The 19,265-nt window shown below is 74.0% G+C and carries 14 protein-coding genes; 5 read left to right on the plus strand and 9 right to left on the minus strand.

The annotated features are described in order from the left end of the window. Nucleotides 1-5 precede the first annotated feature (5 nt). Nucleotides 6-2,036: an acetyl/propionyl/methylcrotonyl-CoA carboxylase subunit alpha gene (locus ACZ514_RS20270; RefSeq protein ID WP_469125294.1), complete on the minus strand. Its 2,031-nt coding sequence runs from the start codon at nucleotides 2,034-2,036 to the stop codon at nucleotides 6-8. Nucleotides 2,037-2,059: 23 nt separating this feature from the next. Next, nucleotides 2,060-3,676 carry a carboxyl transferase domain-containing protein gene (locus tag ACZ514_RS20275; protein WP_468172042.1) on the minus strand — a complete coding sequence of 539 codons (1,617 nt, stop codon included), beginning with the start codon at nucleotides 3,674-3,676 and terminating at the stop codon, nucleotides 2,060-2,062. A gap of 100 nt (nucleotides 3,677-3,776) precedes the next feature. On the opposite strand from ACZ514_RS20275, the gene ACZ514_RS20280 reads away from it, so the two are divergent. Both ACZ514_RS20280 and ACZ514_RS20285 read left to right on the plus strand, forming a co-directional pair. Further along, on the plus strand, nucleotides 3,777-4,355 hold the full coding sequence (locus ACZ514_RS20280; RefSeq protein WP_469125295.1) for an SACE_7040 family transcriptional regulator: 579 nt from the start codon (nucleotides 3,777-3,779) through the stop codon (nucleotides 4,353-4,355). A 56-nt stretch (nucleotides 4,356-4,411) separates the two neighbouring features. Further along, complete coding sequence (locus ACZ514_RS20285; RefSeq protein WP_468172048.1) at nucleotides 4,412-5,218, plus strand: phosphatase; 807 nt, start codon at nucleotides 4,412-4,414, stop codon at nucleotides 5,216-5,218. Nucleotides 5,219-5,257: 39 nt separating this feature from the next. On the opposite strand, the gene ACZ514_RS20290 is transcribed toward ACZ514_RS20285, so the two are convergent. The 5 genes from ACZ514_RS20290 to ACZ514_RS20310 form a co-directional block, all read right to left on the minus strand. Next, the gene (locus ACZ514_RS20290; protein WP_468172051.1) at nucleotides 5,258-5,665 is read right to left on the minus strand and encodes a helix-turn-helix transcriptional regulator; all 408 of its coding nucleotides are present in this window, start codon (nucleotides 5,663-5,665) and stop codon (nucleotides 5,258-5,260) included. Then, entirely contained in the window at nucleotides 5,625-6,638 is a 1,014-nt protein-coding gene (locus ACZ514_RS20295; RefSeq protein WP_468172054.1) for a cation diffusion facilitator family transporter, read from the minus strand. The genes ACZ514_RS20290 and ACZ514_RS20295 overlap by 41 nt, the downstream gene beginning before the upstream one ends. 19 nt (nucleotides 6,639-6,657) lie before the next feature. Then, on the minus strand, nucleotides 6,658-7,533 hold the full coding sequence (tesB, locus tag ACZ514_RS20300; protein ID WP_468172057.1) for an acyl-CoA thioesterase II: 876 nt from the start codon (nucleotides 7,531-7,533) through the stop codon (nucleotides 6,658-6,660). A gap of 5 nt (nucleotides 7,534-7,538) precedes the next feature. Then, nucleotides 7,539-8,696: an acyl-CoA dehydrogenase family protein gene (locus ACZ514_RS20305; protein WP_467886458.1), complete on the minus strand. Its 1,158-nt coding sequence runs from the start codon at nucleotides 8,694-8,696 to the stop codon at nucleotides 7,539-7,541. A gap of 211 nt (nucleotides 8,697-8,907) precedes the next feature. Then, complete coding sequence (locus ACZ514_RS20310) at nucleotides 8,908-10,380, minus strand: PucR family transcriptional regulator (RefSeq protein ID WP_469125296.1); 1,473 nt, start codon at nucleotides 10,378-10,380, stop codon at nucleotides 8,908-8,910. A gap of 116 nt (nucleotides 10,381-10,496) precedes the next feature. On the opposite strand from ACZ514_RS20310, the gene speB reads away from it, so the two are divergent. Together speB and ACZ514_RS20320 are read left to right on the plus strand one after the other, a co-directional pair. Continuing rightward, a complete protein-coding gene (gene speB, locus ACZ514_RS20315; protein WP_007264163.1) occupies nucleotides 10,497-11,459 on the plus strand; it encodes an agmatinase in 963 nt (320 codons plus the stop codon). Between the two features lie 60 nt (nucleotides 11,460-11,519). After that, nucleotides 11,520-13,205 carry a thiamine pyrophosphate-binding protein gene (locus ACZ514_RS20320; protein WP_469125297.1) on the plus strand — a complete coding sequence of 562 codons (1,686 nt, stop codon included), beginning with the start codon at nucleotides 11,520-11,522 and terminating at the stop codon, nucleotides 13,203-13,205. A 46-nt stretch (nucleotides 13,206-13,251) separates the two neighbouring features. Here the strand turns inward: ACZ514_RS20320 and ACZ514_RS20325 are convergent, their stop codons facing one another. After that, complete coding sequence (locus ACZ514_RS20325; RefSeq protein ID WP_469125298.1) at nucleotides 13,252-14,352, minus strand: alpha/beta hydrolase; 1,101 nt, start codon at nucleotides 14,350-14,352, stop codon at nucleotides 13,252-13,254. A gap of 297 nt (nucleotides 14,353-14,649) precedes the next feature. Here ACZ514_RS20325 and ACZ514_RS20330 point away from each other — a divergent pair, with 297 nt between their 5' ends. Next, complete coding sequence (locus ACZ514_RS20330; RefSeq protein ID WP_469125330.1) at nucleotides 14,650-18,390, plus strand: ABC transporter ATP-binding protein; 3,741 nt, start codon at nucleotides 14,650-14,652, stop codon at nucleotides 18,388-18,390. A gap of 50 nt (nucleotides 18,391-18,440) precedes the next feature. On the opposite strand, the gene ACZ514_RS20335 is transcribed toward ACZ514_RS20330, so the two are convergent. Beyond that, nucleotides 18,441-18,995: an EF-hand domain-containing protein gene (locus ACZ514_RS20335; RefSeq protein ID WP_469125299.1), complete on the minus strand. Its 555-nt coding sequence runs from the start codon at nucleotides 18,993-18,995 to the stop codon at nucleotides 18,441-18,443. Nucleotides 18,996-19,265: the final 270 nt, after the last annotated feature.

A 19,265-nucleotide genomic window follows, 5' to 3' on the forward strand; every position in this document is an offset into this window, starting at 1 on the left:
CCCGTTCACGCGGCTCCCTCCTCCGCGTCGGGGGTCACCACGGCCAGGACCTGGTCCATGGCCACCGTGGTGCCCGGCGTGACGTCGAGCTCGGTGACGGTGCCGTCGTGCGGGGCGGAGATGACGTGCTCCATCTTCATCGCCTCCACCACCAGCAGGCTCTGACCGGCCGTCACCCGGTCGCCGACGGCGACCTTGACGACGGTGACGGTGCCGGGCATCGGGGCGGCGAGGGTGTCAGCACCCGCCCTTCCGCCGCCGCCGAGGGAAGCGGCCACCGGGTCGTGGTGCTGGACGTGCCAGCTGTCACCGTCGCGGCCGAGCCAGATCCCCTCCGGGGAGGCGGCGACGCCGAAGCGGTGGGTGACGCCGTCCAGTTCCACGCTGATGGTGCCGGGGGTGCGGTCGACGACGCGGCCGCGGACCGGTGCGCCGGGCTCCTGCCCGGCCGCCGGCCCGCCCCCGCCGAGGAGCAGTTCCGTGCCGGAGCCCGACCGGCGGGTGCGGACCTCCACCGGGTCCTGGCCCGGGAGGCGGAAGTGGTGCACCGTCCACGCGGGCGTGCCGCCCAGGCGCCAGCCGTCGCCGGCGCCGAACGGGTCCACCCAGCCGTCCGTATCCGCCGCGGCGGGCCGCGCCAGCAGCGCCGCCGCCGCGTACACCTCGGCCGGGACGCCCTCCGGCAGGAGGGACGGCAGGTCCCGCTCGACCAGGCCGGTGTCCAGGTCGCCCGAGACCACGTCCGGGTGCGCGAGCAGCCGCCGCAGGAAACCCGCGTTGGTCTGGACGCCCAGGATCACCGTGTCGGACAGGGCCCCGCGCAGCACCCGCAGGGCACTGGCGCGGTCCGGCCCGTACGCGATGACCTTGGACAGCATCGGGTCGTACGTGGAACCGACGGGGACGCCCGCCGTCAGACCGGAGTCGGTGCGCACCGCCCCGCCGTCCGGCTCCGACAGCGCCAGCACCGTGCCGCCGGACGGCAGGAACCCGCGCGCCGGGTCCTCCGCGCAGACGCGGGCCTCGATCGCGTGCCCGGTCAGCCGGACGTCGTCCTGCCCGAACCCGAGGGGGGAACCGGCCGCGACGCGCAGCTGCTGCTCCACCAGGTCCAGGCCGGTGACCAGCTCGGTGACCGGGTGCTCCACCTGGAGGCGGGTGTTCATCTCCATGAAGTAGTACGAGGACGGGTCCCCGCCCGGGACGATGAACTCCACCGTGCCCGCGCCGACGTACCCGCAGGAGCGCGCCGCCTCCACGGCCGCCGCGCCCATCGCCGCGCGGGTCTTCTCGTCCAGCAGGACCGAGGGGGCCTCCTCGATGACCTTCTGGTGGCGCCGCTGGAGGGAGCACTCGCGCTCGCCCAGGTGCACCACGTTCCCGTGGGCGTCCGCCAGCACCTGGATCTCGATGTGCCGGGGCCGGTCGATCCACCGCTCCACGAGCAGCGTGTCGTCCCCGAAGGAGGACTTCGCCTCGCGGCGGGCCGCCGCGATCTCCTCGGCCAGCACCGCCTCGTCCCGCACCAGGCGCATGCCCTTGCCACCGCCGCCCGCCGAGGGCTTCAGCAGCACCGGCATGCCGATCCCGGACGCGGCCGCGGCCAGTTCGGCGTCGGTCAGACCGCTGCCGGAGGAGCCCGGGACCACCGGGACCCCGGCCGCCCGGACCGTCTCCTTGGCCGTGATCTTGTCGCCCATCAGGGAGATGGCGGAGGCGGGCGGCCCGATGAAGGCCAGCCCGGCGTCCGCGCAGGCCCGGGCGAAGGCCGCGTTCTCCGCGAGGAAGCCGTAGCCCGGGTGGACGGCCTCGGCGCCCGTGCGCCTCGCGGCGTCCAGGAGCCGCTCCACCGACAGATAGCTCTCGGAGGCGGCCGCCGGACCGATCCGGACGGCGGTGTCGGCCTCCCGTACGTGCCGCGCGTCGGCGTCCGCGTCGCTGAAGACGGCCACGGAGCGGATGCCGAGCTCCCGCAGGGTGCGGATGACCCGGACCGCGATCTCGCCGCGGTTGGCGACCAGAACAGTGCTGAACATCAGTGAGGTCCTCACGTCACACGTCACATACGGAAGATGCCGAAGCCGGAATCGCCCAGGGGGGCGTTCGCGCACGCGGTCAGGGCCAGTCCCAGCACCTGCCGGGTCTCCATCGGGTCGATGACCCCGTCGTCCCACAGCCGCGCGGTGGCGTAGTAGGCGTTGCCCTGCTCCTCGTACTGCGCGCGGACCGGTGCCTTGAAGGCCTCCTCGTCCTCGGCGGGCCACTCCTGGCCCGCGCCCTCGATCTGGTCCCGCTTGACGGTCGCCAGCACCGAGGCGGCCTGCTCGCCGCCCATCACCGAGATCTTGGCGTTGGGCCACATCCACAGGAAGCGCGGCGAGTACGCCCGCCCGCACATCGAGTAGTTGCCCGCGCCGTACGAGCCGCCGACGACCACGGTCAGCTTCGGGACCCGGGTGCAGGCCACCGCCGTGACCATCTTCGCGCCGTGCTTGGCGATGCCGCCGGCCTCGTAGTCGCGGCCGACCATGAAGCCGGAGATGTTCTGGAGGAAGAGGAGCGGGATGCCGCGCTGGTCGCACAGCTCGATGAAGTGGGCGCCCTTCTGGGCGGACTCGGAGAAGAGGATGCCGTTGTTGGCGACGATGCCGACCGGGTGGCCGTGGATCCGGGCGAAGCCGGTGACCAGCGTCTGCCCGAACTCCGCCTTGAACTCCTGGAAGCGGGACCCGTCCACGATCCGGGCGATGACCTCGCGGGCGTCGTAGGGGGTGCGGGAGTCGACGGGGACCGCGCCGTACAGGCCGGACGGGTCCACCTTGGGCTCCTCGGGAGCCTCGACCGACCAGGGCAGCGCCCCGCGCTCGGGCAGGGTCGCCACGATGTTGCGCACGATCCGCAGCGCGTGCGCGTCGTCCTCCGCGAGGTGGTCGGTGACCCCGGAGGTGCGGGAGTGGACCTCGCCGCCGCCCAGCTCCTCGGCCGTGACCACCTCCCCGGTGGCGGCCTTCACCAGCGGCGGGCCGCCGAGGAAGATCGTGCCCTGGCCGCGCACGATGACGGCCTCGTCGCTCATCGCCGGTACGTACGCCCCGCCCGCCGTGCAGGAGCCGAGGACGGCGGCGATCTGCGGGATCCCGGCCCCCGACATGCGGGCCTGGTTGTAGAAGATGCGGCCGAAGTGCTCCCGGTCGGGGAAGACCTCGTCCTGCATGGGGAGGAAGGCGCCGCCGGAGTCCACCAGGTAGAGGCAGGGGAGACGGTTCTCCAGGGCCACTTCCTGGGCCCGCAGGTGCTTCTTGACGGTCATCGGGTAGTACGTGCCGCCCTTGACGGTGGCGTCGTTGGCGACGATCACGCACTCGCGCCCGCTGACCCGGCCGATGCCCGCGATGACCCCGGCGGCGGGGGCGGCGCCCCCGTACATCCCCTCGGCGGCCAGCGGGGCCAGCTCGAGGAAGGGCGAACCGGGGTCGAGGAGGGTGTCCACGCGGTCGCGGGGGAGCAGCTTCCCGCGCGCGGTGTGGCGGGCCCGGGCCTTCTCGCCGCCGCCGAGACGGGCCGCGTCGAGCCGGGCGCGCAGGCCTTCGGCGAGTTCGCGGTGGGCGGCCTCATTGGTCCGCCAGGCCTCGGACGCCGGGTCCGCGGCGCTCGTCAGCACTGGTGCCTGCTGCATCGGTCGAGCTCCCTTGCTCGTGCACGCTTTGTTAATGACCGTTAACGCGTTCGGGTCTCAGGTTAACGAGCGCTAACCGCCCTGTCTAGAATGGATTTCCATGAGCACCAGAGCGGCCACCCCGACCCGTCGCGAGCAGATCCTCAGTGAGGCCGCTCGTCTTTTCGCGGAGCGCGGCTTCCACGGCGTGGGCGTGGACGAGATAGGGGCGGCGGTCGGCATCAGCGGCCCCGGTCTGTACCGGCACTTCGCCGGCAAGGACGCCATGCTCGCCGAGCTGCTCGTCGGGATCAGCGAGCGGCTGCTGACGGGCGGCCGGCGCCGGGCAGAGGAGGCCGCCGGGGACCCGGAGGCGCTCCTCGCCTCCCTCGTCGAGGGCCACATCGACTTCGCCCTGGACGACCGCGCCCTGATCACCCTGCACGACCGCGAACTGGACCGGCTCCGCGAGGCCGACCGCAAGCTCGTGCGCCAGCTCCAGCGCCAGTACGTGGAGCTGTGGGTGGAGGTCGTACGGGAACTGCACCCCCGGGTGGAGGAGTCGGAGGTACGGGTGGCCGTGCACGCCGTCTTCGGACTGCTGAACTCCACCCCGCACCTGGCCACCCCCGGCCGGGAGGCGACCGAGTCGCTGCTGCGCAGGCTGGCGAACGGGGCCTTCGGGGCGTTGTCGGGGTGAGGCGCGGCTCGAGCGGCGCTTGGTGGAACGGACGGCTCCGGGCGGGCGGCGGCAGAATGGGCCGCATGCCGAAGCCGATAGAGACGCCCGTACCCAGCCGCGCCGAACTCGTCGACCACCTGGTCCGTACGCGCATCGCGGGCCGGGTGGCCACTCCGCGGGAGAACAACCTCTCCCACTACCGCAAGCTCGCCAATGGCGACCGGCACTACTGGCTCGGCCTGGAACTGGGCGACCGCTGGGCCGACGAGCAGGACGTCCTGGCCGTGATGGCCGAGCGCGTCGGCGTCGTCGACGATCCGGCCCACCGGGCCGGACAGGACACCATCGACCCGGAACTGACCGTCGCGGGCCTGGACCGGATGGCGGCCCGGCTGCACAAGGCCGCCCTGGACCGGCAGAGCGTGCTGCTGGCCACCGGCCACCCGGGCGGCCTGCTCGACGTCCACCGCGCCACCGCCGACGCGCTGCGCGCCGCGGGCTGCGAGATCGTCCGCGTCCCGGCCGGCCTGATCGCCGACGAGGGCTCGGTGTGGCAGTTCGCCGACGTGGCCGTGCTGGAGCGGGGCGCGACCCTGTGGCACACCCACTCCCCGGCCCCGATGGCCGCGATCCTGGACGGCCTCGCGGCGGAGGGCCGCCCGCAGCCGGACCTGGTCGTCGCCGACCACGGCTGGGCGGGCTGCGCGGCGCAGCGCGGGCTCGACGCGGTGGGGTACGCGGACTGCAACGACCCGGCGCTGTTCGTCGCCGAGGCGGAGGGCACCCTCCAGGTGGCGGTCCCGCTGGACGACCACGTCCGCGACCCGCGGTTCTACGACCCGATGGTGGCGTACCTGCTCTCGGCGGCGGGCCTGCTGTAGCCGGGGCCGCGCGGTGGGCGCGGACCGGGCCGGGGGCCGCTACGGCATCCCCGGTCCGTTCCTGACCGGCCGGGTGTGGATCTTCGCCACGCAGGCCGGCAGGGCCGCGTCGTCCCCGTGGACGCGGGCCCGGTACGCGCTCGGGGTCTCGCCCACCAGCTCCGTGAACCGGGAGCTGAACGACCCCAGCGAGGTGCAGCCCACCGCGAAGCAGACCTCCGTCACCGACTGGTCGCCCCGCCGCAGCAGCGCCTTGGCCCGCTCGATCCGGCGCGTCATCAGGTAGCCGTACGGGGTCTCCCCGTAGGCGGCACGGAAGCTGCGCGAGAAGTGGCCCGGTGACATCAGGGCGGTCCGCGCCAGCGCGGCGACGTCCAGCGGCTCCGCGTAGTCGCGGTCCATCAGGTCACGGGCCCGGCGCAGCCGGGCGAGGTCCTCGAGGTTCACCCGTCCAGCCTCGCACGCCCCCCGGCGGTACCGCGGGTTCCGCCGGGGAGGGGGTCGGGTCCAGGTACACCCGGCGGATCGCCGGCCACCGCTCCCGCAGCTGGTCCTCGGCGTCCTCGCAGGCCGCCTCCACCTGCCGGGCCGAGGCCAGGTCGTGGAAGTCCACCTTCGCCGCGATCAGCACCTCGTCCGGCCCCTGCACCAGGGTGGTCAGCTCCAGCACCCCCTCGACGTGCGGGACCGACAGCAGCTCCTCGCGGACCTCCGCCCGCATCGGGGCGGGCAGCGGCCGCCCGATCAGGTACCGGGCGTTGGAGCGCCCCAGCTCCCACGCCACCGCCGCCAGCAGCAGCCCGATCAGCAGCGACGCCACCCCGTCGTAGACGCCCGAGCCCGTGAGCCGGGCTCCCAGCAGTCCGCCCGCGGCCAGCGCGAGGCCGACCAGCGCGGCGGCGTTCTCCAGCAGGACCGCCTTCACCGCCGTGTCCGGGGTGTGCTTCACGTACAGCCCCAGCGGCGCCCGCCTGCGGGCCGCCTCGCCCGTCACCTGCCGCCAGGCCACCAGCAGCGAGTACCCCTCCAGGACGAAGGCGACCGCGAGGACGGCGTACGGGAGGGCCGGGTCACCGGGCTCCTCCCCGTGGACCAGCGTGTGGATCCCGTCGTGGACGGCGAAGACCGCGCCGCCCGCGAAGGTGGCGATCGAGGCGAGCAGCGCCCAGACGTAGCGCTCGGGCCCGTACCCCAGCGGGTGCGCCTCGTCGGCGGGGCGGGCGCTGCGCTTCAGGGACGTCAGCAGCAGCACCTCGGTGACCGTGTCGGCCACCGAGTGCGCGGCCTCGGACAGCATGGCGCTGGACCCGCCGACGATCCCGGCGACGGCCTTCGCCGCGGCGAGGGCCAGGTTGGTGACCACGGCGACGACCACCGTGGCGACGCTCTCGGATTCCGCCCCTTCGGCTGCGACCGGCATGGGGTGACGGTATGTCCGCTCAGCCGCGCGGGACGCGTACGACACCCTCCTGGATGACGGTGACCGCCAGGCGGCCGTCGCGGGTCCAGATGCGGGCCTGGCCCAGGCCGCGGCCGGCGGACGCCGAGGGGGACTCCTGGTCGTACAGCAGCCACTCGTCGGCGCGGAAGGGCCGGTGGAACCACATGGCGTGGTCCAGCGAGGCGCCGACCACGTCGCCGACCGCCCAGCCGCCCCGGCCGTGCGCCAGCAGCACCGAGTCCAGCAGGGTCATGTCGGAGACGTACGTGGCCAGGCAGATGTGCAGCAGCGGGTCGTCCGCGAGCTTGCCCTGGGTGCGGAACCAGACCTGGGAGCGCGGCTCCCTCGGTTCGCCGACCGAGCCCCACGGCGGGGTGGTCGCGTACCGCAGGTCGACCGCCCCGCGGGACTCCAGCAACCGCTCGACGGTGCCCGCGTCACGGAAGGTCCCGCGGTAGGCGGGCAGCGCCTCGGCGGCGGTCGGCAGGGTCTCGGGGTCGGGCGCGTCCGGCACCGGGGCCTGGTGCTCCATCCCCTCCTCGTACGTCTGGAAGGACGCGGAGAGGTGGAAGATCGGCTGTCCGTGCTGGACGGCGACCACGCGCCGGGTGGTGAAGGAGCGTCCGTCGCGGATCCGGTCCACGGAATACACGATCGGCGCGCCGGAGTCGCCGGTGCGCAGGAAGTACGAGTGCAGCGAGTGCGGCAGCCGGTCGGCGGGCACCGTGCGGCCGGCCGCGACCAGGGCCTGGGCCGCGACCTGGCCGCCGAACACGCGCGGCACCAGGGAGGTGCGGCTCGTGCCCCGGAAGATGTCCTCCTCGATCTGCTCAAGGTCGAGCAGATCGAGGAGGTCCGCCAGTGCGTCGTTCAAGTGGGTTACAGGCCCATCGACTTGGCGATGATCGACTTCATGATCTCGCTGGTGCCGCCGTAGATGCGGTTGACGCGGTTGTCGGCGTACAGGCGGGCGATCGGGTACTCGTTCATGTAGCCGTAGCCGCCGTGCAGCTGGAGGCAGCGGTCGATGACGCGGTGCGCGACCTCGGTGCAGAACAGCTTGGCGGAGGCGGCCTCGGCCGGGGTCAGCTCGCCCGCGTCCAGGGCCTCCAGGGCGCGGTCGGCGACCGCCTGGGCGGCGTCCACCTCGGCCTGGCAGGCGGCCAGCTCGAACTTGGTGTTCTGGAAGTGCGCGACCGGCTTGCCGAAGACGGTGCGGTCGGTGACGTACTGCTGGGCGAACCGGACGGCCGCGGCGGCCTGGGCGTAGGCGCCGAAGGCGATGCCCCAGCGCTCGGAGGCCAGGTTGTGGCCGAGGTAGTAGAAGCCCTTGCCCTCCTCGCCGAGCAGGTCCTCGACGGGGACCTTGACGTCGACGAACGCCAGCTCGGCGGTGTCGGAGGTCTTCAGGCCCAGCTTGTCGAGCTTGCGGCCGATCGAGTAGCCCTCGGACTTGGTGTCCACGGCGAAGAGGGAGATGCCGAAGCGGCGGTCCTCGGCCGACGGGGCGGAGGTGCGGGCGCAGACGATCACGCGGTCCGCGTGCACGCCGCCGGTGATGAAGGTCTTGGCGCCGTTGAGGACGTAGTGGGTGCCGTCCTCGGAGAGCTTGGCGGTGGTCTTCATGCCCGCGACGTCGGAGCCGGTGCCCGGCTCGGTCATCGCCAGCGCCCACATCTCCTCGCCGGAGACGAACTTCGGCAGGAAGCGCTTCTTCTGCTCGTCGGTCGAGAGCATCTTGATGTAGGGAAGGGCGAGCAGCACGTGCACGCCGGAGCCGCCGAAGTTGACGCCCGCGCGGGAGGTCTCCTCGTAGAGGACGGCCTCGAACTTGTGGGTGTCCAGGCCCGCGCCGCCGAACTCCTCGGGCACGTTGATGCCGAAGATGCCCAGCTCGCCGAGCTTGTAGTAGAAGTCGCGCGGCGCCTGGCCGGCCTGGAACCACTCGTCGTAGACGGGGACGACCTCGGCCTCGATGAAGGCGCGGAGGGTCTCGCGGAACGCCTCGTGGTCCTCGTTGAATACGGTACGGCGCACGAGCCGCCTCCTCGATCCCTAGTTCGGCCAGACTATGTCTAAGCGCTTGCTCATAGCTAAGTTACCCGGCGGTCACTCCGGCTGTCCAGGGAGTGTGACGCGGTCCCCGCAACCTTTCCGCGGCCGGGTGCCGGCACCGGCGCCGGCGGCCCGCGGGGCTAGGCCGTCTCTTCCGGATCTTGCGGGTCAGGCACGATCCGGAAGAGACGGCCTAAGGCAGCAGGCGCAGCGCGAACCACAGCTCCATCCGGGCGTCCGGGTCGTCGAGGTCCCGGTCCAGCAGCGCCGCGCAGCGGGCGATGCGCTGGCGGACCGTGTTGCGGTGGACGCCCAGTGCCGCCGCGGCCCGGTCCCAGCCGCCGTGGTGGGCCAGCCAGCCGCGCAGGGTGTCCCGCAGGGCGGGGGAGAGCGGCTCCAGCAGGGCCTCGGCGTGGGCCCGCGCCTCCGCCTCGCCGACCAGCCCCGCGAAGCCGGGGTCCGTGTGCCGGGCCAGCGGCGTCCGGGCCGCCTCGGCCCGGGCCAGGGCGCGGCGGGCCTGCGCGCCGGCGGTGGCCAGGGCGGCGGGCGCGGCCGGGGCGCTGACCCCGAGCCGCCACCCGGGCTGCGGGCCGGGCTCGCGGTCGGTGAGCAGGCGTACGCCGTCCCCGCGCGGGTCCAGCAGTACGGTGCCCAGTGCGGCCGCCAGGGCCTGCGGGTAGCCGTCGCCCCGGGCGTGGACCGCGTACCAGGGCCCGGCGCCGAGTGCCCCGGCCGGGTCCCCGTCCAGCAGCAGCCGGGTCAGGGCCGCCGCCTCGTCCCCGGCCGGGCGCTCCGCGGTGACCAGGCTCAGCAGTACGGCGGCGATGGAGGCGATGGTGTGGTCGCCCGGGGTCCGCCCGGGGGTGGCCAGGGCCAGGACCCGCCCGCCGCCCACGGCGTACGCGGCCAGGCTCGTCGCGCCCAGCGCGTCGGTGGCGGTGGCCGCGGCCCCCGGCGCCACCCGCCGCGCCAGCGCGGCCACGGCGTCGAGCACCCCGGCGTCGGGCACCGCCCCGGCGGCCGCACCGGCGGGGCCCGGCCCGGGCGCAGCCCCGGCGGCTGCGGCCGGGCCGGTCCCGGCGGTGACCGCGTCGAGCAGCGCTGCCCAGCCGCCCAGGCCCGCTGCCAGGCGGGACAGCACCGCCGGGACCGGGTCCGGACGGGCCGCGGCCGCCGCCAGGGCCTGCTGCGCCTCCGCGACCCGGCGCAGCTCCCGCGTGCGCGCCTCCGCCATCAGCCGCCCGACGCTGCGGGCGACCGCCGTGAACGGGGTCCCGGGCGGGACCTCCACCAGCGGCAGCCCGTACCGCTCGCACGCCTCGGCCAGGCCCGGCGGCACCACCTCGTGCACCGGGGTCACCCCGAACCCGAGCGCGGCGGCCCCGGCACGGGCCAGCCTGCCGACGTAGGCGGCGGCGCCGGCCTCCGTCAGCTCGGCCCCCGCCGTCAGCAGGAGCTCGCCGCCCAGCAGGTACGGGGACGGGTCCGCCATCTCGGACGCGTGCACGCCGTGCACCTCCGCCACCCCGGGCCCCGCGAGGTGCCGCAGCCCGAGGCCGCGCTCGCCGAGCAGTCCGGCCAGCCCCACGGGCGGCGTCATCGGCTCACCGGCGGGCGCACCGGCCCGCCCGCCGCCGGGGTTCGGAGTGACCGGGACCTCGGACATGGATGCTCCGTACATTTCCGTACTGCCAGATGGATGAAACGTACCCTCCCCACCCCTGCGCGGCACGCTTACGCTCGAAGGACCGCACCCGCAGGACCATCAGAAGGGCACCCCCCATGAGCACGCAGCCGCGCGGCCCCGTCGACTCCTCCCGCATCCCGCGCTACGCGGGCCCGGCGACCTTCGCCCGCCTGCCCCGCCTCGACGAGGTCGGCTCCGCCGACGTCGCCGTCGTCGGCGTGCCCTTCGACTCCGGTGTCTCCTACCGCCCCGGCGCCCGCTTCGGCGGCAACGCCATCCGCGAGGCCTCCCGCCTGCTGCGCCCGTACAACCCGGCCCAGGACGCCTCCCCCTTCGCCCTCGCGCAGGTCGCGGACGCCGGTGACATCGCGGTGAACCCCTTCAACATCAACGAGGCCGTCGAGACGGTCGAGGCCGCCGCCGACGAGCTCCTCGGCAACGGCTCCCGCCTGATGACCCTCGGCGGTGACCACACCATCGCCCTGCCGCTGCTGCGTTCCGTCGCGAAGAAGCACGGCCCGGTCGCGCTGCTGCACTTCGACGCCCACCTGGACACCTGGGACACCTACTTCGGCGCCGAGTACACCCACGGCACCCCGTTCCGCCGCGCCGTCGAGGAGGGCATCCTCGACACCGAGGCGCTCTCCCACGTCGGCACCCGCGGCCCGCTGTACGGCAAGCAGGACCTCGACGACGACGCCAAGATGGGCTTCGGCATCGTGACCTCGGCGGACGTCTACCGCCGCGGCGCCGACGAGGTCGCCGACCAGCTGCGCCAGCGCATCGGCGACCGTCCGCTGTACATCTCCATCGACATCGACGTGCTCGACCCGGCCCACGCGCCCGGCACCGGCACGCCGGAGGCCGGCGGCATGACCTCCCGCGAGCTGCTGGAGATCATCCGCGGCCTGTCGTCCTGCAACCTGGTTTCGGCCGACGTCGTCGAGGTCGCCCCGGCGTACGATCACGCGGAGATCACCTCGGTCGCGGCCTCGCACACCGCGTACGAGCTGACCACGATCATGAGCCGTCAGATCGCCGCCTCCCGCCAGGGCTGACCAGCCCGGCCCGGCGGCGCCGGGAGCGGAACGACCGCAGCACGAAGGGCACGTACGCGCGTGACGCACGACCACGACCTGGTACTCCGTCCCACCGAGGCCCAGACGGCGGCCGCCCTGGCCCCGCCGCCGGGCCGCACGGGCGGGGACCTGGTCGTGGAGACGCTGCGCGGCCTCGGCGCGACCACCGTCTTCGGCCTGCCGGGCCAGCACGCGCTGGGCCTCTTCGACGCCGTCGGCCGCTCCGACCTGCGCCTGGTCGCCCTGCGCACGGAGAACAACGCGGGCTTCGCCGCGGACGCGTACGGCCGGCTCACGGGCGAGGCGGTGCCCCTGCTGCTGTCCACCGGGCCCGGCGCGCTGATGTCCCTGCCGGCCCTCGCGGAGGCGGCGGCCGCCTCCGCGCCGGTCCTCGCGATCTCCTCCCAGGTCCCCACGGAGGGCCTGGGCGGGGGGCGCCGGGGCCACCTGCACGAGCTGCGGGACCAGTCGGCCTCCTTCCGCGACGTGGTCAAGTCGGTCCACACCGCCCGTACGCCGTCCCAGATCCCCTCGGTGATCGCCGAGGCCTGGGAGTCCGCGCTGACCGCCCCGCACGGACCGGTCTGGGTGGAGATCCCCGAGGACGTCCTGCGGGCGCCGACGCTGATCCCGCAGGTCACGGGGATGGACGCGACCCCGCACGAGCTGGCCCCGAGGCCGGAGCTCACCGCGCTGGCCGCGCACTGGCTGTCGAACGCCGCCCGCCCGGTGATCATCGCGGGCGGCGGGGTCATCCGCGCCGACGCCGCCGGCAAGCTCAGGCAGCTCGCGGAGCGGCTGAACGCACCCGTGGTCACCACCTTCGGCGGCAAGGGCGCCTTCCCCTGGACGCACCCGCTCTCCCTCCGGTCCTGGCTGGAGGACCGCCACACGACGGACTTCCTGGAGGACGCGGACGTCCTGCTGGTGGTCGGCTCCGGCCTCGGCGAGCTGTCCTCGAACTACCACACGTTCCACCCCGCCGGCCGGGTCGTCCAGATCGAGGCGGACCTCGGCAAGCTGGAGTCCAACCACCCGGCCCTGGGCATCCACGCCGACGCCCGCCTCGCCCTCCAGGCCCTCCTGGAAACGGTGGAACCCCGCCCGGACGAGGAGGCCCCCGAGCGGGTCCGCGCCCTCCTCGCCGCGGTCGAGGAACGCCTCGCCCCGCAGGACGTCACCCTCGAACGCGGTCTCCTGACCGCCATCCGCCAGGCCCTCCCGGCCCGCTCCCCGTCGTTCTGGGACATGACGATCCTGTCCTACTGGGCCTGGTCCGCCTTCGACGCGAAGCACCCGAACACCATGCACTCCGCCCAGGGCGCGGGCGGCCTCGGCTACGCCTTCCCGGCGGCGCTCGGCGCGGCCGTCGCCGAGCCCGGCACCCCGGTCCTGGCGGTCTCCGGCGACGGCGGCGCCATGTACTCCCTCGCCGAGCTCGCCACCGCCAGGGAACACGGGCTGGACGTCACCTGGCTGATCGTCGACGACGGCGGCTACGGCATCCTGCGCGCGTACATGACGGCCGCCTTCGACGGCCGGACCACCGCCACGGAACTGACCCGGCCCGACTTCACCGCCCTGGCCGCCTCCTTCGGCGTCCCGGCGTCCACCACCACCCCGGACACCCTCCGCGAAGACCTGGCGCGGGCGCTGCAGACGCCGGGGCCCTCGGTGCTGGTCCTCCCCGCCACCCTGAAGATGTTCGCCCCGACCCACCTCTGAGCCGCGCCGGCGCGCGCCGGCCCGGGCACGGGCCCGGCACGCGCCGTCAGTCGGCCCTGAGGCGGGCGCTGGTCCATTCCAGGGCCGGGGGGATCTCGCGGTTCCAGGTGTTGAAGTTGTGGCCGCCGCGGTCGAGGGTGATCGACGAGACGCGGGCCGGGGCCTTCACCGCCTGGACGAACTGCCGGGTCGCCCGCAGGTTGCCCTCGCCCTGGAGCGAGGTGGTGACCAGGAACGACACGTCCGGCTGGGGCCGGTTCGCCAGGTGCCACAGCAGGTCGGACCGCTTCTCCTCGGCCTCGTCGCCGTGGAAGAGGTCCCCCGAGTCCGCGTCGATCTCCGGCTCGTAGTCCGCCGAGAGGCCGACCCCGGCCGCGTACGTCTCCGGGTGCTGGAGGGTCATCTTCAGGGCGCAGTAGCCGCCCGTCGAATCGCCGATGATCGCCCAGTTCCGGGCGGCCGTGCCGACGCGGTAGTGGCTCGCGACGGTCCGGGGGACGTCCGTACCGAAGAACGTCTCGCTCCGCGGGCCGCCGCCGCGGACGTCGACGCACTGGCTGTTGGACGGCCCCACCACGGGCCGCATCATCACCAGGATCATCGGCTGCGTCTTCCTCTGCTTGGCCTGCGTCCAGGCCGTCTGCGGGTACCGCAGCCCCTTCAGCAGGTTCTCCGCCGTGCCCGGGTAACCCGTCAGGACCACCGCGGCCGGGAACCTCCGCTGCTCGGCGCCCTTCTGGAAGTACTCCGGCGGCAGGTACACGTACGCCTCGGCCGCCACCCCCGACCGCTCGGCGTGCAGGGTCACCCGCTCTATGACCCCGCCCGTGCGGGGGTCGCGCCCGCCCGGCACGTCCGGCGCCTGCCGCCCCAGCACCCGGACCGCCGCCCCGCCGGGCGCGGCCTCCCGGCGGGGCGGCCCGGCGGTCAGGTCCTCCCACGAGCCGTAGATCAGGAAGCTGCGGTTCGCCGCGAGCGCGACCGAGGCGAACAGGCACACCTGGACCAGGACCAGCAGTCCGGCACGCCCCAGCACCGGCCCGGCGCCGCCCCGCGCCAGCCGCGGCCACCGCCCCACCGTCACCGTGAACACCAGCACCGTGCACAGCACGGCGCCCGCCAGGAGCGTGCCACTCGTCAGACCCATGAACCGGCGAATCCTTCCAGGATGCCCACATCACCGCCAACCGGTGCGCACCCGGCTAGAGCGCCCCCGGAGCGCGACGGTTCCACGCGCCGCCCCCTGGACGGACGAAGCCCCCGAGCGCCCCCGCGCACACTGGTGCGATCGTTGCGGTGGGATGAAATCCGCCGGTGGGGGCGTTGGAGGAGCGGCAGGACAGGACCGACGGGGAGGCACCACGTGACGGCGGCGCAGACGGAGGCCGGGGAGAAAACGGCCGGCGAGAAAACGGCCGGGGAGCAGCGGAGCTGGGGCAGGCGGCTGGCCGCCTACACGTGGCGGTACAAGGCCAACGTGCTCCTCGCGCTCGGGTCCTCGCTGGCCGGCATGGCCGTCATGGCGCTGGTGCCGCTGGTCACCAAGGTCATCATCGACGACGTCATCGGCGACGAGAGCAGGCCCATGGGCCCGTGGGCCGCCCTGCTCATAGGCGCCGCCCTGCTGGTCTACGTACTGACCTACATCCGCAGGTACTACGGCGGGCGCCTCGCCCTCGACGTGCAGCACGACCTGCGCACCGACATGTACGACACCATCGCCCGCCTCGACGGGCGCCGGCAGGACGAGCTGTCCACCGGGCAGGTCGTCGGGCGGGCCACGAGCGACCTCCAGCTGATCCAGGGGCTGCTCTTCATGCTGCCCATGACCATCGGGAACTTCCTGCTCTTCGGGATATCCCTGGGGATCATGCTGTGGCTGTCCCCGCTGCTGACCCTCGTCGCCCTGCTGATGGCCCCCGCCCTCTGGTTCATCGCCAAGCGCAGCCGCAAGAAGCTCTTCCCCGCCACCTGGTACGCCCAGGGCCAGGCCGCCGCCGTCGCCTCCGTCGTCGACGGCGCGGTGACCGGCGTACGGGTCGTCAAGGGCTTCGGGCAGGAGGAGCAGGAGACCGGCAAGCTCCGCGAGGCCGGCCGCCGGCTCTTCGGCGGACGGATGCGCGCCATCCGGCTGAACTCCCGCTACACCCCCGCCCTCCAGGCCGTCCCCGCCCTCGGGCAGGTCGCCATGCTGGCCCTCGGCGGCTGGATGGCCACCCGGGGACAGGTCACCCTGGGCACCTTCGTGGCCTTCTCCACCTACCTCGCCCAGCTCGTCGGCCCCGTCCGCATGCTCGCCATGGTGCTCACCGTCGGCCAGCAGGCCCGCGCCGGCGTGGAGCGCGTCTTCGAGCTCATCGACACCGAGCCCGTGATCCGCGAAGGGACCGGGGAGCTTCCCGCCGACGCGCCCGCCACCGTCGAGTTCGAGGACGTCCGCTTCGGGTACGAGCCCGGGCGTCCCGTCCTCGACGGCTTCTCCCTCACCCTGGCCGAGGGCGAGACCGTCGCCCTCGTGGGCGCCTCCGGCAGCGGCAAGTCCACCGTCTCCCTGCTCGTGCCGCGCTTCTACGACGCCGACCACGGCACGGTCCGCGTCGGCGGCCACGACGTGCGCGAGCTGACCTACGACTCCCTGCGGGGCGCCATCGGACTGGTGCCCGAGGACTCCTTCCTCTTCTCCGACACCATCCGCGCGAACATCGCCTACGGACGCCCCGACGCCGGCGAGGAGGAGATCCGCGCCGCCGCCCGCGCCGCCCAGGCCGAAGGGTTCATCGAGGCCCTCCCCGCCGGCTACGACACCAAGGTCGGCGAGCAGGGCCTGACCCTCTCCGGCGGCCAGCGCCAGCGCGTGGCGCTCGCCCGGGCCATCCTCACCGACCCCCGCCTGCTGCTGCTGGACGACGCCACCTCCGCCGTCGACGCCCGCGTCGAGCACGAGATCCACGAGGCGCTGCGGGCCGTCATGGCGGGCCGCACCACCCTGCTGATCGCCCACCGCCGCTCCACCCTCGCGCTCGCCGACCGGATCGCCGTACTCGAGCACGGGCGGCTCGCCGACATCGGCACCCACGAGGAGCTGGAGCGCCGCTGCGCCCTGTACCGGCGGCTGCTCACCGACCCCGACGTCCTCGGGGCGCACTCGCCCCGGACCCCCGACGCGCCGTCCATGGCGGAGTTCGAGCGGGACCTGGAGAAGGACATCGAGCTCGAGGCCGAGATCGACTCCGAGCCGGTGAGCGCCAAGCGGCGGGTGGCCGACGGGGTCACCCCCGAGCTGTGGCGGCGCCGGGAGGAGAAGGACGGCGGTGCCGGAGCGGTCCCCGGCATGCCGGGTGCCACCCCCGAGCTGCTCGCGCAGGTGGCCGCGCTGCCGCCCGCCGACGACGAGCCCCGGGTGGACGAGGCCCGCGCCTCGTCCGCCGAGGAGAGCTACGGCCTGCGCCGGCTGCTGGCCGGTTTCTGGGCCCCGCTCGCCGTCAGCCTCGGCCTGGTCGCCCTCGACGCGAGCGCCGGACTGCTGCTGCCCGTGATGATCCGGCACGGCATCGACCAGGGCGTCGAGAAGGCCGCCCTGGGGGCGGTGTGGGCCGCGTCCCTGTTCGCCCTGGCCGTGGTGGCCGCGCAGTGGGCCGCGCAGTTCGCCGAGATCCGGATGACCGGGCGCACCGGCGAGCGCGTGCTCTACTCCCTGCGCGTCAAGATCTTCGCCCAGCTCCAGCGCCTCGGCCTGGACTACTACGAGCGCGAGCTCACCGGCAAGATCATGACCCGGATGACCACCGACGTCGACTCCCTCTCCAGCTTCCTCCAGACCGGGCTCGTCACCGCCGTGGTCTCCGTCCTCACCTTCTTCGGCATCCTGGTCGCGCTGGTGGTCCTCGACGCCGAGCTGGCGCTGGTCGTCTTCGCCACCCTGCCCGTGCTCGTCCTCGGCACGATCGTGTTCCGCCGCAGGTCGGTGGCCGCGTACGAGCTGGCGCGCGACCGGGTCAGCCTGGTCAACGCCGACCTGCAGGAGTCCGTGGCCGGGCTCCGCCTGGTGCAGGCCTTCCGCCGCCAGGGCACCGGCCGGGCGCGGTTCGCCGAGCGCAGCGCCGCGTACCGGGAGGCCCGGGTGCGCGGCCAGTGGCTGATCTCCGTCTACTTCCCCTTCGTGCAGCTGCTGTCCTCGGGCGCGGCGGCGGCCGTGCTGATCGTCGGCGCGGGCCGGGTCGGGGCGGGCACCCTCACCACGGGCGCGCTGGTGGCCTACCTGCTCTACATCGACCTGTTCTTCGCACCGGTCCAGCAGCTCTCCCAGGTCTTCGACGGATACCAGCAGGCCACCGTCTCCCTGGGCCGCATCCAGGACCTGCTGCGCGAGCCCACCACCACCCCGCGCCCGGCCGAGCCCCGCGAGGTCAGGGCGCTGCGCGGCGAGATCGCCTTCGAGGACGTGCGCTTCCGGTACGGCACCGCGGAGGAGCGCGGGGAGAAGGGCGAGGCCCTCGCCGGGATCAGTCTGCGGATACCCGCCGGGCAGACCGTCGCCTTCGTCGGCGAGACCGGAGCGGGCAAGTCCACGCTGGTCAAGATGGTGGCCCGGTTCTACGACCCGACCTCCGGCCGGGTCACCGCCGACGGCACCGACCTGCGGGAGCTGGACCTGACGGCGTACCGCCACCGGCTGGGGGTCGTCCCCCAGGAGCCGTACCTCTTCCCGGGGACGGTCCGCGACGCCATCGCCTACGGCAGGCCCGGCGCGAGCGACGCCGAGGTGGAGGCGGCGGCCCGCGCGGTCGGCGCGCACGACATGATCGCCACCCTCGAGGGCGGCTACCTGCACGTCGTCACCGAGCGCGGCCGCAACCTCTCCGCGGGCCAGCGCCAGCTGATCGCGCTGGCCCGCGCCGAGCTGGTCGACCCGGACGTGCTGCTGCTCGACGAGGCCACCGCGGCCCTGGACCTGGCCACCGAGGCGCAGGTCAACCAGGCCACCGAGCGGCTCGCGGGCAAGCGCACCACCCTCGTGGTGGCCCACCGGCTGACCACCGCCGCCCGGGCCGACCGGGTGGTCGTGATGGACCGGGGCCGGGTCGTCGAGGACGGCGGCCACGCGGAACTGCTGGCCCGCGGCGGACGGTACGCGGTGCTGTGGCGGACCTTCGCCGGCGAGGACGAGGCGGCCACGGCCGCGTAGCGGGCGCCGCGGGCGTAGCGGGCGCCGCGGCGCCGCGGGCGCCCCCGGGGTCAGAGCTCGCCGAAGAGCAGGTTGCCCGGGGCGTCCTCGTCGTCACCGGTGTAGTACTCGCGTACCGACTCGAGGAGTTCGTCCACCGACAGGTAGCCGTCGTGGTTCTTGTCGATCCTCGCGAACAGGGCCTCGGCGTCGGCCGGCTCCAGCCGTGTGTCGAAGGCCAGCTGGGCCTTGTGGAACTCCTCGGGGCTGATCCGCCCGTCGCCGTTGGTGTCCACGACGGTGAGGATCGCCTTCACCATCGGCCGGAAGGACCGGTCGTAGGCCTCGCCGCCGTCCTTGTAGAGGCGGGTCATGCCCCGGGAGTACTCCTCGGGGGTGACCTTGCCGTCCCGGTCCATGTCCAGTTCGGTGAAGAGCTCCTGCCAGAAGTCGACCAGCCCGCCCATCACCGCGTCGGCCTTCGGGGAGTCCGCCGGCTCGTCGAGGGCCGACAGCAGCCGGGCGCCCAGCGCGATGATGTCGTGCTCGTCGATCACGCCGCTGCCGTCGGCGTCCAGGTGCGTGAAGGCACGTTCCAGCTTGCGGTCGAGCAGGTCGTTCGTCATGTCAGTGCCTTCCACGGCTGCGATGAGCGGTCGATCGGTCGCCCAGCGTAGTGTCCGGCCGGATCGCGCAATCCCGTTCGGCCGCCAGGGAGTTGTGGATGCACTCGTACGAGGGAGGAGCCGCCCGGCGCCCGGCGCGCCGCCCGCGTGGCGGCCGTGCCGGACCGGGGGCCCGGTGCAACCTTCCGGGGGGCCGGGGCGTCGTTACGTACGCGCGTGCGTGTTACGTACGACCGATCGGGGGGCGCGGCATGGTGCAGGGCGCGGGAA

It is taken from the genome of Streptomyces sp. NPDC034086, from assembly GCF_055575515.1.

Excerpts from the sequence above, each read along its gene's own strand:
- ACZ514_RS20270 (WP_469125294.1), bottom strand. The coding sequence starts at position 2,036 with ATGTTCAGCACTGTTCTGGTCGCCAACCGCGGCGAGATCGCGGTCCGG.
- ACZ514_RS20275 (WP_468172042.1), bottom strand. The coding sequence starts at position 3,676 with ATGCAGCAGGCACCAGTGCTGACGAGCGCCGCGGACCCGGCGTCCGAG.
- ACZ514_RS20280 (WP_469125295.1), top strand. The coding sequence starts at position 3,777 with ATGAGCACCAGAGCGGCCACCCCGACCCGTCGCGAGCAGATCCTCAGT.
- ACZ514_RS20285 (WP_468172048.1), top strand. The coding sequence starts at position 4,412 with ATGGGCCGCATGCCGAAGCCGATAGAGACGCCCGTACCCAGCCGCGCC.
- ACZ514_RS20295 (WP_468172054.1), bottom strand. The coding sequence starts at position 6,638 with ATGCCGGTCGCAGCCGAAGGGGCGGAATCCGAGAGCGTCGCCACGGTG.
- ACZ514_RS20310 (WP_469125296.1), bottom strand. The coding sequence starts at position 10,380 with ATGTCCGAGGTCCCGGTCACTCCGAACCCCGGCGGCGGGCGGGCCGGT.
- speB (WP_007264163.1), top strand. The coding sequence starts at position 10,497 with ATGAGCACGCAGCCGCGCGGCCCCGTCGACTCCTCCCGCATCCCGCGC.
- ACZ514_RS20325 (WP_469125298.1), bottom strand. The coding sequence starts at position 14,352 with ATGGGTCTGACGAGTGGCACGCTCCTGGCGGGCGCCGTGCTGTGCACG.
- ACZ514_RS20335 (WP_469125299.1), bottom strand. The coding sequence starts at position 18,995 with ATGACGAACGACCTGCTCGACCGCAAGCTGGAACGTGCCTTCACGCAC.